Here is a 15,495-nt window from a genome sequence, read left to right as displayed (position 1 = left end):
AGAAAGCACCTTGCCCATGTTGGGCAAGCACCGTGCCCAATTCTGAACCAAAACAGACTAAAATTCCAAATCGGCCATTTGGCTAAAAAAACAGACAATACCATGAAAACAAAAAGCATAAGAACAAACAAAAGGGGAAGGTTGAGGATATCTGCCAAGACCTCGGAGAAGTGGTTTGAGAGAATGAACAGGACTCAAACGAGTGAGGAAACGGAAGTGACGAACACGGAGAATGAGACCGGGGAGAGGATTCCGACGAGGTGCTCACATGTGGTGAGGATGGTGGAGCATATCAGGCGGAGGTATGTGTTGAGATACAACACGGTGACTGAATGCACGGAGTATATGAAAAGGGACGGCAACGGCACGTTCCTGATGCTCGACATGAGGGCGCTGAAGAGAATCACGCTGGAGGTGCAGTTGGCGGGCATCGCCGTGGGGTTCAATGACGTGAGAAACTATGTGGGGTCTGACTTCATCGGCTGCTTCGACCCCATCGGCGACTTCCTCGCCAAATGTGAGGGCCGCTGGGACGGCAGCGACCATATCGGCAGACTCGCCGACACGGTGCCGACGGAGGACCCGGAGTGGAGGGAGAGATTCCACACGTGGTTCCTGGGGATGGTGGCGCAATGGACGGGCAAGACGGGGGAGCTGTATGGCAACAGCAACGTGCCGCTGCTCATCTCCGACCAGGGTTTCAACAAGAGCACGTTCTGCCGCCGGCTGCTGCCGCCGGAACTGAAATGGGGATATTGCGACAGTCTGCAGCTGGCAGAGAAGAAGCAGGTGTTGAGGGCGATGTCGGAACTGCTGCTCATCAATCTGGACGAGTTCAACCAAATTTCGCCGAAGCTGCAGGAGGGATTTCTGAAGAATGTGGTGCAGCTGCCGGCGGTGAAGATGAAGCGCCCGTGGGGAACCGCCATCGAGGAACTGCCGCGCCGGGCATCGTTCATCGCCACGAGCAACATGCAGAATGTGCTGAGCGACCCGTCGGGGAGCCGCCGCTTCATCTGTGTGGATTTCAACCGGCCCATCGACGTGTCGACGCCAATAGACTACACCCAGCTCTATGCCCAGGCGCTGAGCGAGATAGAGAGCGGGCGCCGCTGGTATTTCGACAAACTGGAAACGGAGCTGCTGACGATGAGCAACGACAGGTTTCAGCGCACTATGGCGGCGGAGGATTTCTTCAAAGAGTATTTCCGCATCGGCAAGGAGAACGGCAGGGGTGAGTATATGACCACGGTGGCGATATTTCAGCATCTGCGCCAGAAGGCGGGTGCGGCGGCAATGGCTTCTACCAATCTCACGACACTCAGCCGCCGGCTGAAGGCGCTGCCCGGAATGACGTCGAGGAGGACATGGCGAGGCAACGAGTTCCTCGTGGAACTGGTGGACAAATGACATTCCACCCTTGAGGATGACGAATTGTCCAGACAATCCAAAGCAACTGTCAGGTCGATAATCATCAGATTATCAATGCGTTAGAGCAAAAACCAGACAATCTGACAGTTTCTGGAGAAATCAAGTTTTTCATATATTCCAACAGACTATCCTGCGAAGTCTATCTTATGCAGGATGCCGGTGAGATAGGCTATCGCCATGCCATAATTGGTGATGGGCACACCTTGCGACTGTGAGGAACGGATGCGGTCTAACACATAACGGCGATTGAACATGCAGGCGCCGCAATGGATAACGAGATCGTATGGCGAGAGGTCTTCGGGGAAATCACGGCCATTGACGAAACTGACCTGAAGGCCCTCGCCCACCCTCTTGCGCAACAGACGCGGCAGTTTCACCCTGCCGATATCCTCGCCCGCCGGCACATGGGCACAGGCTTCGGCTATCAGCACATGAGAACGGTCTGTAAGCTGGGCTATGCTCTCCGCTCCCTGTTTCAACGCCACGGCATCGCCCTTGTAGGCGGCGAAGAGCACGGAGAAGGATGTCAGCCGACTGTCGGCTGGCTTCTGTCCGTACACCTGCGGAAAGACCTGCGAATCGGTGATTATCAGGTGTGGACTCTCCCGGAACGAGGCGAGAGCAGCAGCCAGCTTGTCGGGAGTGCAGCAGGAAACAATGCACCGTTTGTCGAGCAGTTCACGGATGGTCTGCACCTGTGGGAGGATAAGGCGTCCCTTCGGCGCCTCCTTGTCCTGTGGCATCACGAGCAACACCCTGTCGCCCTCAGCGGCAAGACTGCCCGTGATGGTCTCCTTGCCGAAATCGGGCGGCAGGAGCTGGAGCAGCAGCTGCATCATCCTGGAGAACCCGCTGCGGCGCAAGGCGCTGACAGCCACGGCGGGCACATCCAGTTCGCCGGACAGACGGTCGGCTGCCTGTTCTGCATCCTCCATGGTGTCTGCCTTGCCCAGGGCAAGGAGCCAGGGGGTCTTCTTGAGCTTGAGCCAAGAAGCCCACTCCCGTTCTTCCGGCGTGAGCACTGGTCCGACAGCCACCAGAATTACGATGTCGGCCTGCTTCACGGCAGTCTGCATCTTGCCAACGCGCAGATGTCCCAGCTGCTGGTCGGTGTCGTCAAATCCCGGTGTGTCGATAATCACACAAGCCCCCAGTCCGGGGAGTTCGGCAGCCTTCCTCACGGCGTCGGTGGTAGTTCCGGCAACGCTGGACACGATAGAAACGTCCTGTCCCAACCATGCGTTGAGCAGTGACGACTTGCCGGCATTTCTCTTCCCTATGAGGGCTATATGCAAGCGGGAAACCTGTGGTGTATTCTCCATATCTGTGTCAGAATCTGAAATCTCTCTTTCCTTGTTTTATCTCTTCCAGCCGCTTCGTGGCAATCGCCTTTATCTTCGGGTTCGGGATATGCTCCAACGCCTTGGCAATCTCCTGCTGTCCCTTCGCCCGGGTCTCTGGCGAGGCATAGTCTTCGAGATACTCCTGCAGCGTCATCAGGGCATTCGGTCCGCAGCAGTTTGCTATCTGTCCGGCCTTGAGCAGCGACATGAAGCGGTCGCCGGTGCGTCCTTCGCGATAGCAGGCGGTGCAGAAGCTCGGGATATGTCCCAGATCGAGCAGCCAGCCCACCACCTCGTCCAACGAGCGATGGTCGCTGACGTCAAACTGCTCGGTATGCTCCGGCTTTGAGTCGGCATAGCCTCCCACGCTGGTGCGCGAACCGCCGCTGATCTGCGACACGCCAAGCTCCAGCACACGGCGGCGCACGGCCTCTGACTCACGGGTGGAGATGATCATGCCGGTGTATGGAACGGCGATGCGGATGACGGCGACGATGCGCTCGAACATCTCGTCGGAAATGGCGTCGGGGAAGTCCTCTGTTGAGATATCGTCTGCCGGACAGATTCGGGGCACGCTGATGGTGTGTGGACCTACTCCGAACTTTGTCTCCAGATGCTCGGCGTGCATCATGAGGCCCACGAAATCGTAGCGATAGAGGTTGAGACCGAAGAGAACGCCGATGCCCACATCGTCGATGCCGCCCTCCATGGCGCGGTCCATAGCCTCGGTGTGGTAGGCATAGTTGCTCTTGGGACCTCTGGGGTGGAGTTCCTCGTAGTGCTTCTTGTGGTATGTCTCCTGAAAGAGGATATACGTGCCGATGCCGGCGTCTTTCAGGCGGCGGTAGTTCTCCACCGTGGTGGCGGCGATATTCACATTGACGCGGCGGATGGCTCCATTCTTGTGATGGATGCCGTATATGGTCCGGATAGACTCCAGGATGTATTCTATAGGATTATTGCGCGGGTCTTCGCCGGCTTCGAGCGCCAGACGCTTGTGACCCATATCCTGCAGGGCTACGACCTCCCGCTTGATTTCCTCCTGGGTGAGCTTGCGGCGAGGTATGGTCTTGTTCTTGGCGTGGTACGGACAATATACGCAGCCGTTCACGCAATAGTTGGAGAGATAGAGCGGTGCGAACATCACGATGCGGTTGCCGTAGAAGCGCTGCTTTATCTCTTTTGCCAGATGGAAGATGCGGTCTACCAGATCGGGGACGTCGCACTCCAGGAGCACGGCAGCCTCACGGTGGGTCAGTCCGCCACATTTCGCCGCCTTCTCAAGCAGATTCTCTATCAGCTCCCGATCGTTCTTATGCTCCGATGCGTATTGCAGCGTATCGAGAATCTCCTGATGGTTGATAAACTCTTCTGCCTCACCGGAGGCAGGATTAAAGATCTTGTCCATGTCATTATTCATTTAAAATCACCACGAGCCGTAGATATACGATACCCGATTTTATCCAATTCTTGTTTCAGCAGGGCCAGCCCTTCGGCTGCCTCCGTGCCCATCGCCGCCTTGTTGTCGTAGAGCGCATAGCTGGAGCGGTATGCCGCCGGCGAGAGGTTTGGCATCACCACATTGGCTCCTGCCAGTATACCCCGGGCCTTGCCGTCGGGCAGGAGTGTGGAGAGCGCCGTAGTGGCTGGTATCAGCACCGACGGGAACATCAGGCGGAAGATGGAGAGCAGGCGCAGGGTGAGGTCGGCACTTCCCGGACGGCAATCCCTGAAGGGGGTGTCATGCTGGGGTATGAAGGGTCCGATGCCTATCATCTGCGGCTGGAAACGCCGGATGAAGCAGATGTCCTCCACCAGATGGTCCAGAGTCTGTCCGGGGCTGCCCACCATGATGCCGGTGCCGGTCTGATAGCCGGTTTCTTTGAGCCATTGCAGACATTGCAGCCGGTGTTCTCTTGACATAGACTCCGGATGGAGCCTGCGGTAATGGTCGGCATTATATGTTTCATGCCTCAGCAGATAGCGGTTGGCGCCGGCACGGAACAGTCCCTCGTATTCGCTCCTCGTCATCTCGCCCAGCGAGAGCGTGATGGCACAGTCGGGATAGGCGAGGCGTATCTCGCTGACCACGTCTTCCCACATAGCATAAGAGCCAGACTTCTCGCCACCTTGCAATACAAAAGTGCGGAAGCCCAGCTTATAGCCTTCCCGGCAAGAGGTCAGGATTTGTTCTTTTGTCAGTTCGTAACGCGCCACCGACATGTTGGCTGCCCGTATGCCGCAATAGTAGCAATTGTTGCGGCAGCGGTTGCCCACCTCTATCAGTCCGCGTATATAGATGTCATGACCAAACTGCCTGAGAGCCACCTCCCGCGCCTGCCGATGCAGATATTCCACGGCATCGGTGTCTGTCGTTGCCAGCAGCTGCCGGTATTCGTCTGGCGCGAGAGCATGGTCTCTGCGTAGTTTGTCAATCCATATCATCATAGGTCTTTGTCTCCTTGCCCAATTCCTTGTCGAACTGGCGCTTTCCGGCTTTCAGCTCATTGTGGACGCAAGGTCCGGTGATACATCCGCCCTCGCATGCCATGACCTCGATGAACTTGGCAGGAGCCTTTCCTGACTTGCCGTAAGCCCGCAGCATGGCGATGTTCTTCTTTGTCAGGTTGGAAACCTGGATTGCCTGCAATGACTCGGCTTTCTCCTTGAGATATGCCTTCACGGCGCCTGTCACGCCACCCAACTCTCCGAAAGCATGTGCCTCGCGCACCGACTGCACCGCCATGCTATATGGAGTGGTTGTGCCCATGTCGATGCCCAGTCCGTCGATCACGGAAGAGATTTCCTCGAATGTGAGAACGAAGTCCACAGCTTCGTCGCTCTGGGCTTCCTTGCGCTTGGCAACGCACGGACCGATGAACACTACATCGGCGTCTGGATGCTGCTGCTTTGCCAGACGGGCGGCGTAATACATCGGCGAACGGGTGTCGGAAACGTATTTCGCCATGTCGGGAGCGTGTTTCTTCACCATCTCCTTGTATGAAGGACAGCAAGAGGTGGTCATGAAGGGCTGACCTTCTTCGAGTCTTTCCAGCAGCTCGTGGCCCTCACGCTCTACGGTCTCCATGGCGCCCTGTGCCACCTCGATGACGTCGGCAAAGCCCATCTCGCGGAGTGCGCCGTAGACCTGGTCTTTCTCTGCCTTGAACTGGCCGAGGATTGCAGGGGCAACGATGGCCACGAGCTTCTTCTTGCTACGGATTCTATAGAGCACGTCGAATACCTGGGATACCTCCATAATGGCGCCAAACGGACATGCGTTGAGACATTTTCCGCAGTATATACACTTGCTCTCGTCGATATGCTCTATGCCACGCTCGTCTTTGCTGATTGCCTTTACCGGGCATGACTCCTCGCAAGGAACGGGTATGTATACGATGGCATGGTATGGACAGCTGTCGTGGCAGATACCACAGCTGATACAAGCGTCGTGGTCGATGAATGCCTGTCCGTTCTTCTTCAGATGGACGGCCTTCTTGGGACAGTTGGTCATACAATGGCGGGCGATACATCCTCGGCACAGATTGGTGATTTCATAATTGATCTGAACGCAGGATGAACAAGCCTCGTCGATAACGGTAAGGATATCTTCTCTTGGAGCACCGCTGCCGGCTCTCTTCATGGCGCGGAAAGCAAATTCTGAGAGAGGTGTCAGCTCGTCGGTTTCGTCTTCCATCGTCATGCCCAACAACGGAAGTGACTTATATCTCCATACTGCTCTCTCTTTGTGTACACAGCAACGTCCTTCGTGTTTTGAACGGCGGGGACTCAATTGGATAGGCAGACGGTCAATGCGGTCTACTAATTCGTCATTTTTCCATAGCTTCACAAGTTCGGTCAACAGCTTGTGACGGACAATCATGACATTGTTCGTAAATGGCATATTCTTATTTCAGATTTATAGGTTAAACAACAGCCAGAACAGTCTGGCGCAAAACTTTGGGCAAAGTTATAAGAAAGCTTTGAGAGAGGCAAAGGAAATTCATTTTTTTTGATAGAAGAGGAGCCAAATACCGGTAATGACGCCTGTTTTAGCCTTAATCGGCCATCAGGCCCGCCTGGATTGTGATTTTGGGAAGAGTGGATTTCATCCGAGGATTAAGGAGTAATAGCGGGATACTGAGAATCAGAAACGAGCAAAAGACACCTTAAAAAAACAAAAGACTGCAAGTATGCCATATATACAATCCATTGCTGAACTGAATGAAATTATAAAGAAATGAGGTGCCATCATATACAACATGCTGAATAAATTCATACCTTTGTATCTGTTAACATTGATACACCACAAGAAAGATGACCGATCGGATGCCCACCTCTTCATTGGACTGCTCGCATACTGGATAGTCAATACAATCCGCTACAAACTCAAACAGACAGGTGAGACATGCTACTGGACAGAGATAGTACGAAGGTTGTCAACGCAGAAGGCAGGCACCACGGAGGCCCTGAATGCTCTTGGCGAGAAAGTCCAAATGAGGCTTTGCAGCGAACCGAATAAGTCTGCAAATGATATTTATGAACGACTGAAGTATAAGAAAATGCCATTCAGAAAAATCAAAATCCAGAAAAGTTTGTAGTACACAGTCGCACAAATGAAAAGCGTAAAACGCTGAACACCAAGAAATACATTTTATAAGGGGTCAAACTTGGGTTAAGAATAGGACGAAACAAGTTATCACAATACTAGATTGTAGCACCCTCAACCTTACAGCAAAGATATTGTTGACAACAGGAAGAATTTTCCGTCTGACCTACAATGCAGTGAATATCATCGTATGATGCATGCTCTTGTTTATCACTTAGACAGTAATACTTAACTATTATATATATATTTATGTTGAAGCACAGCTCCTCACTGAGGGGAACAGCATAAATATCTGGGATAAGCGCACCAAAAAAAAATCCGCCCCGAGATGGGACGGATTAATTCCTATGAGATATATTCGGAGAATTATTCTGCCTTAGCTTCCTCAGCCTTTGCCTCCTCTGCTGCAGGTGCCTCTACTGGAGACTCTGCCTTTGGAGCAGCCTTGCGGCTACGACGAGTCTTCTTGGCAGCTGCCTTTGGAGTCTTGGCCATGTTCTCATCATAGTCTACCAGCTCGATGAATGCCATCTCTGCTGCGTCACCCTTACGGATGCCCAACTTGATGATACGTGTGTATCCTCCTGGACGATCAGCCACTTTAGTAGAAATCTCTTTGAACAACTCAGTAACAGCGTACTTGTCCTGAAGATAACGGAAAACTACACGGCGTGAAGTTGTTGTGTCGTTCTTTGAACGTGTGATAAGAGGTTCTACGAACTTCTTCAAGGCCTTAGCCTTTGCGAGGGTCGTAGTGATTCTTTTGTGCTTGATCAGGGAGATAGCCATGTTTGTCAACATTGCCTTGCGATGGTCAGCAGTACGACCCAGATGGTTGAATTTTTTATTATGTCTCATTTTTTGTTTCTTGTTTTAAGGAGTTTCGCAACGGCAGGAGGAGCCGGATGGCTCCTTCGCCTGTATGCGGATATTATTCCTTATCTAATTTGTACTTAGAAATATCGGTTCCAAACGACAGATTCAGACTCTCGAGCAAATCATCAAGCTCTGAAAGCGATTTCTTACCGAAGTTGCGGAACTTCAAGAGGTCTGTCTTGTTGTACTGTACGAGATCGCCGAGTGTCTCTACGTCGGCTGCCTTCAGACAGTTGAGGGCACGAACGCTGAGGTTCATGTCTACAAGGCGTGCCTTGAGGAGCTGGCGCATGTGGAGAACTTCCTCGTCGAACTCCTGGTTTGTCTCAACGTCAGTGTTCTCGAGAGTGATCTTCTCGTCAGAGAACAGCATGAAGTGATAAATCAGGATCTTGGCAGCCTCTTTAAGTGCGTCTTTCGGGTGAATGGAACCATCCGTAGTGACTTCAAGGAGGAGCTTGTCGTAGTCGGTCTTCTGCTCAACACGATATGGCTCAACGGCATATTTCACGTTACGGATTGGGGTGTAAATTGAATCGATTGGAATTACGTTGACATCGGTGCAGAACTCACGGTTCTCATCAGCCGGAACGTAGCCACGGCCTTTGTTGATAGTAAGGTCTATCTGCATTGATGCTTTTGCGTCTAAATGACAAATCACCAAATCAGGGTTTAACACTTCAAATCCAGTCAGATACTTACCGATATCACCAGCCTTGAATTCTGTGGAATTCTCAACGGTGACACTAACTTTCTCGTTCTCGAATTCTTCTACTACTTGCTTGAATCTTACTTGCTTCAAATTCAAGATAATGTTAGTTACATCCTCCTTAACTCCAGGAACTGAGGAGAACTCATGCTCAACACCAGCTATGCGGATGGTGTTGATGGCATAACCCTCAAGGGAGGAAAGCAGAATGCGGCGCAACGCGTTGCCTATGGTAACACCGAAGCCTGGCTCAAGAGGACGGAACTCGAACTTGCCGAATTTGTCATTGGCCTCCAACATTACAACTTTGTCGGGTTTTTGAAATGCTAATATCGCCATTAATTTAATGATTATTTAGAGTACAACTCAACGATTAACTGTTCCTTGATATTCTCAGGAATATCAGCACGCTCTGGCTTGTGCAAGAACTTGCCGCTCTTTGTGTTCTCGTCCCACTCGATCCATGGGTACTTGCTGTGGTTGAAGCCAGCGAGCGCTGTCTCGATAACCTCGAGAGACTTAGCCTTCTCGCGAACACCAACAACCATACCTGGCTTAACGGCAAATGAAGGTATGTTAACAACCTTGCCATCAACTACGATATGCTTGTGGCTAACGAGCTGGCGGGCAGCTGCACGTGTAGGAGCTATACCAAGACGGAATACTACGTTGTCAAGACGGCTCTCAAGGTTCTGGAGCAGCACCTCACCGGTGATACCTTCAGCCTTTGCAGCCTTCTCAAACATATTACGGAACTGGCGCTCAAGTACACCATAGGTGTATTTAGCCTTTTGCTTCTCTGCCAACATGACACCGTACTCAGACATCTTTCTGCGACGATTGTTGCCATGCTGTCCAGGAGGGAAGTTTCTCCTAGACAAAACTTTGTCTGCGCCGAAGATTGGCTCACCAAAACGACGCGCAATTTTTGATTTCGGACCTGTATATCTAGCCATAATATTAAAAAAATCTTTGTTGATGCCCTGCATCGCCAGAAAAAACTACTTGCGATGCAAGGCAGATTGGGTATTCTTCTTGATTAAACTCTTCTACGCTTTGGAGGACGACATCCGTTGTGTGGCAATGGAGTAACGTCTACGATCTCTGTAACCTCGATGCCGGCACCGTGGATAGCACGGATAGCTGACTCACGACCGTTACCTGGACCCTTAACGTATGCCTTCACCTTGCGAAGACCGAGGTCGAAAGCGACCTTGGCGCAATCCTCTGCTGCCATCTGAGCAGCGTAAGGAGTGTTCTTCTTAGAACCACGGAAGCCCATCTTACCAGCTGAAGACCAAGAGATGATCTGACCCTCGCTGTTGGCCAATGACACGATAATGTTGTTAAAGGAGCTATGAACATGCAACTGTCCGAGAGCGTCAACCTTAACATTTCTTTTCTTTGCGACTGTTTTCTTTGCCATAACTCTAATTATTATTTAGTAGCCTTTTTCTTATTTGCAACAGTCTTCTTCTTTCCCTTACGTGTACGAGCATTGTTCTTTGTGCTCTGACCACGTACTGGAAGACCGTTACGATGACGAACTCCACGATAGCAACCAATGTCCATCAGTCGCTTGATATTCAACTGGATCTCTGAACGGAGATCACCTTCTACTTTGAATTCAGCGCCGATAATTTCACGGATCTTGGCTGCCTGGTCGTCAGACCACTCGTTGACTTTCAAGTCACGGCTAACACCAGCCTTGTCCAATATCTTTGCTGAACTACTTCGACCTATACCGTAGATATAAGTCAATGCGATTTCGCCACGCTTATTCTGGGGCAAATCTACTCCAACAATTCTTATTGCCATTTTGTGTTAAATGATAAAATAAATAAATTTGTTTGTTAATAAAGCGACACGACTGACTTCACAATCAGGGTGCCAACCCTTTTTTAACCCTGACGCAACTTGTACTTAGGGTTCTTCTTGTTGATAACGAACAGACGACCTTTACGACGAACGATCTTGCAGTCGGGTGTACGTTTCTTCAATGATGCTCTTGTCTTCATATATCTCTATAGTTTATTTGTATCTAAATACTATTCTGCCTTTGGTCAAATCGTATGGACTCATCTCCACCTTTACCTTGTCACCAGGAAGAATCTTGATGTAGTGCATCCTCATCTTTCCTGAGATGTGGGCTGTGATAGGACAACCATTCTCCAACTCAACGCGGAACATGGCGTTAGAGAGTGCCTCTACGATTGTTCCATCTTGCTCAATTGCGGCTTGCTTTGCCATAACTTAATAATTTGCTTCTAATTTTTCTATTTCACTAAACGAAGATAAAACTTCTGCCTTACCGTTTCTCACTGCCAAGGTATGCTCGAAGTGAGCAGCCGGCTTTCCGTCGCGAGTGCATATCGACCAATGGTCGGGCAACATCGCAATCTTGCGGTCTCCCATCGTAATCATAGGCTCAATGGCAAGACACATTCCTGACTTCAGCAGGATGCCGTTACCTCTCCGGCCATAGTTGGGTACATGGGGGTCTTCGTGCATCTCTCTTCCTATGCCATGGCCCGTCAACTCCCTTACGACTCCATAACCTTTTTTCTCGCAATGGTCTTGAACAGCAGAACCGATGTCGCCAAGATGACGACCGGCTACCGCATTCTCGATTCCTTTGTATAAAGCTTCTTTTGTCGTGGACAACAGTTGCTTTATCTCATCGGAAACCTCACCTACACAGAACGTGTAGCAAGAGTCACCATTGAAGCCATCCAGCAATGTTCCACAATCGATGGAGATGATGTCGCCATCTTTGAGAACAGTATCTTCACTTGGTATTCCATGAACCACAATGTCATTCACGGAAGTGCAGATACTAGCCGGAAACGGGTCGCCATAGGGATTCGGGAAATTCTTGAACGTCGGGATTGCTCCGTGGTCGCGAATGAATTCCTCAGCAACCTTGTCAAGGTATAGAGTAGTTACTCCGGGCTTTATACGTTTAGCCAATTCAGTCAGTGTCTGGGACACCAACTGATTGGCTTTACGCATTAACTCAATTTCATCTTCAGTCTTCAGAAAAACTTTCATCTGCACAGTGCTTAGTAAGCGGAAACGCCAGCGTTACGACCGCGAACATGTCCTGAGTTGAGAAGACCATCGTAATGTCTCATCATCATGTGGCTCTCGATCTGCTGCAGTGTATCGATAACGACACCTACGAGAATCAGAAGAGAAGTACCACCGAAGAACTGTGCAAATCCATCCTGCACGTTGAGCAACGCTGCCAGTGAAGGCATGATTGCAATGAAGGCGATGAACAAAGAACCAGGGAATGTGATACGGCTCATCACCGTCTCAATGTAATCCGCTGTTTCCTTACCAGGCCTAACGCCAGGAATGAAACCATTATTACGTTTCATATCCTCTGCCATCTGAGTAGGATTCAATGTAATGGCTGTATAGAAATATGTGAAGGCAATGATAAGCACTGCGAACACGATATTGTACAGCAAACTACGGTGATCCATCAGAGAACGGATGATTTCGTTAGAGGCATCAGTAGAATACTGAACCACTGCGAGAGGAATGAACATCAAAGCCTGAGCAAAGATGATAGGCATAACGTTTGCAGCGAAAAGCTTCAAAGGAATATACTGACGAGCGCCACCATATTGCTTGTTGCCGACAATACGCTTAGCATACTGTACAGGAACTTTTCGAGTGCCCTGGGTGAGGAGCAATGCAGCACAAACCACAAGATAGAGGATGAGAAGCTCAATGATGAACATTACCAGACCACCGTTTGTGATGGCGGTAAAGCGAGAACTTGTCTCCTGAATGAAAGCCTGTGGAAGACGGGCAATGATACCGATCATAATGATAAGTGAAACACCATTGCCGACGCCCTTGTCAGTGATGCGCTCACCGAGCCAGAGAACAAACATACTACCAGCTGCAAGGATGATAGTGGCTGTGAGGATGAAAGATCCCCAGTCGAGACCAGGAGCCAAAGCTCCGTAAGCCTGCGCCTTGAGGTTCATCAGATAAGAAGGAGCCTGGAACACGAGTATGAACACAGTCAATACTCGTGTGTACCAGTTGATCTTCTTGCGGCCACTCTCGCCCTCACGCTGCATCTTCTGGAAGTAAGGCACAGCGACAGCAAGCAGCTGCATAACGATAGAAGCTGAGATGTAAGGCATTATTCCCAATGCGAAAATAGAAGCATGAGAAAACGCACCACCGGAGAACATATCCAACAGTGACATCAAACCGCCACTTGTCTGATTCTGCAGTTTTTCCAACATTGCAGGGTTAATACCAGGAAGCACTACGAAAGAGCCGAAACGATAAATCGCCACGAACAGGATCGTGATGAGGATGCGCTGACGCAGATCCTCAATCTTCCAACAGTTCTTCAGTGTCTCAATAAACTTTTTCATTTACTTAGATTATAGTTGTGTTACCACCAACTGCCTTGATTGCCTCTTCAGCAGTCTTAGAGAAAGCGTTTGCCTCTACATCGAGCTTAGCCTTCAACTCGCCGTTTCCAAGAATCTTAACGAGTACTCTACCCTTTACTACTCCGAACTCCTTGAGCTCAGCAAGACCGATCTTAGTGAGGTTCTTGCTCTCTGCCAAAGTCTGAAGAGTAGAAAGGTTTACAGAAAAGTATTCCTTGTGGTTGATGTTCTTGAAACCAGACTTAGGAACACGACGCTGCAAAGGCATCTGACCACCTTCGAAGCCAATCTTTCTCTTATAACCAGAACGAGCCTTGGCACCCTTGTGTCCACGAGTAGAAGTACCACCGAGTCCAGAACCTGTACCACGGCCGATACGACGACGTGAATGTGTAGAGCCTTCAGCTGGCTGTAAATTATGTAATTTCATAATTGTTCTTTTTTTAATGTTACGAGTAATTAATCAACAACACTTACCAAGTGGTGTACCTTTCTAATCATTCCGCGGATAGTAGGATTATCTTCATGCTCTACAACCTGTGAAATCTTTGTCAAGCCCAGCGCCTGAAGAGTGCGCTTCTGGTCAACTGGAGCACCGATCTTACTCTTAATCTGTTTGATCTTTATTGTTGCCATAAAAATTCTCCTTTATTAACCGTTAAATACTTTATCAAGTGAAATACCACGAGTCTGTGCCACTGTGTATGCATCGCGCAGCTGGCTCAATGCAACGATAGTAGCCTTTACGAGGTTGTGTGGGTTGGAAGAGCCCTTTGACTTAGCCAAAACGTCCTTGATACCAACACTCTCCAATACAGCACGCATAGCACCACCTGCTACAAGTCCGGTACCGGCTGCTGCGGGGCGAAGGAATACCTTTGCACCACCGAAGCTAGCCTCGATCTCGTGAGGGATAGTACCCTTGAGAAGAGAAACCTTTACAAGGTTCTTCTTTGCAGACTCTACACCCTTTGCTATGGCAGCAGTAACTTCACCTGCTTTGCCAAGACCCCAACCGATGACACCGTTTCCATCGCCAACAACGACAATTGCAGCGAAGGTGAAAGTACGGCCACCCTTGGTAACCTTGGTAACACGGTTAATAGCAACCAATCTGTCTTTTAACTCAACGTCACTATTTATTTTTACTTTATTCATTGCCATAATCGATTAAAAAATTAGACCGCCTTTACGTGCTGCATCAGCCAACTCCTTAACTCGTCCGTGGTAGAGATAACCGTTACGGTCGAAAACCACCTTAGAGATGCCAGCCTCGATAGCCTTCTTGGCTACGAGCTCGCCAACCTTGGCAGCCTGCTCCTTCTTAGGCATAGCCTCAAGTCCGAGTGATGAAGCAGAGACAAGTGTAGTGCCTGTCAGGTCGTTGATAATCTGAACGTAAATTTGCTTATTGCTACGGAAAACACTCATACGTGGACGCTCGGTTGTACCGTTGACACGCTTACGTATTCTGTATTTTATCTTAATTCGTCTTTCTACTTTCTTAGTTGTCATAATCGAAAATTATTAAAGTTACTTAGCTGCAGCTGTCTTACCAGACTTTCTGCGGATAACCTCACCCTTGAACAAGATACCTTTTCCTTTATAAGGCTCAGGCATACGGAAAGAACGAATTTTTGCACAGATAAGTCCCAGTAACTCCTTGTCACAAGACTCAAGAATTATGATAGGATTCTGATTTCTTTCAGACTTAGTCTCAACCTTAACTTCCTTAGGAAGCTGAATGAAAATTGGGTGTGTATAACCAAGAGAGAACTCGATGAGGTTTCCCTGGTTTGAAACACGATAACCAACACCTACAAGCTCCAAGACCTTCTGATAACCTTCGCTTACACCAACAACCATATTGTGGATCAAAGCACGGTAAAGTCCGTGGAAAGCATTTTTCTGCTTATAGTTAACAGGGCTGTTCTCGTCAACAGAAAGAACAACATGTCCATCCTCTATCTTAACGATGATTGAGCTGTCAACCTTCTGTGAAAGCTCACCCTTAGGACCCTTTACACTTACAACGCCGTTGTTAAGAGCTACTGTAACTCCAGCTGGAATACTAATTGGTAATTTACCTATTCTTGACAT

The 15,495-nt window shown here is 49.7% G+C and carries 19 protein-coding genes and 1 pseudogene; 2 read left to right on the top strand and 18 right to left on the bottom strand.

Annotation, left to right across the window (positions count from 1 at the left end):
* The first annotated feature begins 102 nt into the window (after positions 1–102).
* Positions 103–1,410, top strand: a complete 1,308-nt coding sequence (locus tag CCC32_RS00785) for a VapE domain-containing protein (protein WP_287071533.1) — start codon at positions 103–105, stop codon at positions 1,408–1,410.
* Positions 1,411–1,556: 146 nt separating this feature from the next.
* On the opposite strand, the gene hydF is transcribed toward CCC32_RS00785, so the two are convergent.
* From hydF to CCC32_RS00765, 4 genes are read right to left on the bottom strand one after another with little or no spacing between them, the layout of a single operon-like run.
* A complete protein-coding gene (hydF, locus tag CCC32_RS00780; protein ID WP_287071531.1) occupies positions 1,557–2,753 on the bottom strand; it encodes a [FeFe] hydrogenase H-cluster maturation GTPase HydF in 1,197 nt (398 codons plus the stop codon).
* 7 nt (positions 2,754–2,760) lie between these two features.
* Positions 2,761–4,182: a [FeFe] hydrogenase H-cluster radical SAM maturase HydG gene (hydG, locus tag CCC32_RS00775; protein ID WP_394358835.1), complete on the bottom strand. Its 1,422-nt coding sequence runs from the start codon at positions 4,180–4,182 to the stop codon at positions 2,761–2,763.
* Between the two features lie 8 nt (positions 4,183–4,190).
* Positions 4,191–5,222, bottom strand: coding sequence for a [FeFe] hydrogenase H-cluster radical SAM maturase HydE (gene hydE / locus CCC32_RS00770; RefSeq protein ID WP_042518156.1), 1,032 nt, complete (start codon positions 5,220–5,222; stop codon positions 4,191–4,193).
* Entirely contained in the window at positions 5,206–6,678 is a 1,473-nt protein-coding gene (locus CCC32_RS00765) for a monomeric [FeFe] hydrogenase (RefSeq protein ID WP_287071523.1), read from the bottom strand. The genes hydE and CCC32_RS00765 overlap by 17 nt, the downstream gene beginning before the upstream one ends.
* 397 nt (positions 6,679–7,075) lie before the next feature.
* Here CCC32_RS00765 and CCC32_RS00760 point away from each other — a divergent pair.
* Positions 7,076–7,375: pseudogene (locus tag CCC32_RS00760) on the top strand (IS1634 family transposase); the annotation flags it as partial.
* 374 nt (positions 7,376–7,749) lie between these two features.
* Here CCC32_RS00760 and rplQ read toward each other — a convergent pair.
* The 14 genes from rplQ to rplF form a co-directional block, all read right to left on the bottom strand.
* Positions 7,750–8,241: a 50S ribosomal protein L17 gene (gene rplQ / locus CCC32_RS00755; protein WP_287071517.1), complete on the bottom strand. Its 492-nt coding sequence runs from the start codon at positions 8,239–8,241 to the stop codon at positions 7,750–7,752.
* Between the two features lie 73 nt (positions 8,242–8,314).
* Positions 8,315–9,307, bottom strand: a complete 993-nt coding sequence (locus tag CCC32_RS00750; RefSeq protein ID WP_287071514.1) for a DNA-directed RNA polymerase subunit alpha — start codon at positions 9,305–9,307, stop codon at positions 8,315–8,317.
* A gap of 11 nt (positions 9,308–9,318) precedes the next feature.
* On the bottom strand, positions 9,319–9,924 hold the full coding sequence (gene rpsD / locus CCC32_RS00745; protein WP_287071513.1) for a 30S ribosomal protein S4: 606 nt from the start codon (positions 9,922–9,924) through the stop codon (positions 9,319–9,321).
* 83 nt (positions 9,925–10,007) lie between these two features.
* Positions 10,008–10,394, bottom strand: coding sequence for a 30S ribosomal protein S11 (gene rpsK, locus CCC32_RS00740; RefSeq protein WP_042519081.1), 387 nt, complete (start codon positions 10,392–10,394; stop codon positions 10,008–10,010).
* Positions 10,395–10,405: 11 nt separating this feature from the next.
* Positions 10,406–10,786 (bottom strand): 30S ribosomal protein S13, encoded by a 381-nt coding sequence (rpsM, locus tag CCC32_RS00735; protein WP_022315745.1) that lies wholly within the window; start codon positions 10,784–10,786, stop codon positions 10,406–10,408.
* Positions 10,787–10,869: 83 nt separating this feature from the next.
* Positions 10,870–10,986 (bottom strand): 50S ribosomal protein L36, encoded by a 117-nt coding sequence (gene rpmJ / locus CCC32_RS00730; protein ID WP_006950529.1) that lies wholly within the window; start codon positions 10,984–10,986, stop codon positions 10,870–10,872.
* Between the two features lie 13 nt (positions 10,987–10,999).
* Positions 11,000–11,218, bottom strand: coding sequence for a translation initiation factor IF-1 (infA, locus tag CCC32_RS00725; protein ID WP_022315744.1), 219 nt, complete (start codon positions 11,216–11,218; stop codon positions 11,000–11,002).
* A 3-nt stretch (positions 11,219–11,221) separates the two neighbouring features.
* A complete protein-coding gene (map, locus tag CCC32_RS00720; RefSeq protein ID WP_287071504.1) occupies positions 11,222–12,019 on the bottom strand; it encodes a type I methionyl aminopeptidase in 798 nt (265 codons plus the stop codon).
* An 11-nt stretch (positions 12,020–12,030) separates the two neighbouring features.
* Entirely contained in the window at positions 12,031–13,374 is a 1,344-nt protein-coding gene (gene secY / locus CCC32_RS00715; protein WP_022315742.1) for a preprotein translocase subunit SecY, read from the bottom strand.
* 4 nt (positions 13,375–13,378) lie between these two features.
* Positions 13,379–13,825 carry a 50S ribosomal protein L15 gene (gene rplO, locus CCC32_RS00710; RefSeq protein ID WP_022315741.1) on the bottom strand — a complete coding sequence of 149 codons (447 nt, stop codon included), beginning with the start codon at positions 13,823–13,825 and terminating at the stop codon, positions 13,379–13,381.
* A gap of 29 nt (positions 13,826–13,854) precedes the next feature.
* A complete protein-coding gene (gene rpmD, locus CCC32_RS00705) occupies positions 13,855–14,031 on the bottom strand; it encodes a 50S ribosomal protein L30 (protein WP_022315740.1) in 177 nt (58 codons plus the stop codon).
* Between the two features lie 15 nt (positions 14,032–14,046).
* Positions 14,047–14,559, bottom strand: coding sequence for a 30S ribosomal protein S5 (gene rpsE, locus CCC32_RS00700; protein WP_042519089.1), 513 nt, complete (start codon positions 14,557–14,559; stop codon positions 14,047–14,049).
* 6 nt (positions 14,560–14,565) lie between these two features.
* Positions 14,566–14,910: a 50S ribosomal protein L18 gene (gene rplR / locus CCC32_RS00695; protein WP_287071497.1), complete on the bottom strand. Its 345-nt coding sequence runs from the start codon at positions 14,908–14,910 to the stop codon at positions 14,566–14,568.
* 18 nt (positions 14,911–14,928) lie between these two features.
* Entirely contained in the window at positions 14,929–15,495 is a 567-nt protein-coding gene (gene rplF, locus CCC32_RS00690) for a 50S ribosomal protein L6 (protein ID WP_022315737.1), read from the bottom strand.

The organism is Prevotella sp. LMAG:51, assembly GCF_008680225.1.
Lineage (GTDB): Bacteria > Bacteroidota > Bacteroidia > Bacteroidales > Bacteroidaceae > Prevotella > Prevotella pectinovora.
This window is presented reverse-complemented; position numbering and strand designations above follow the sequence as displayed.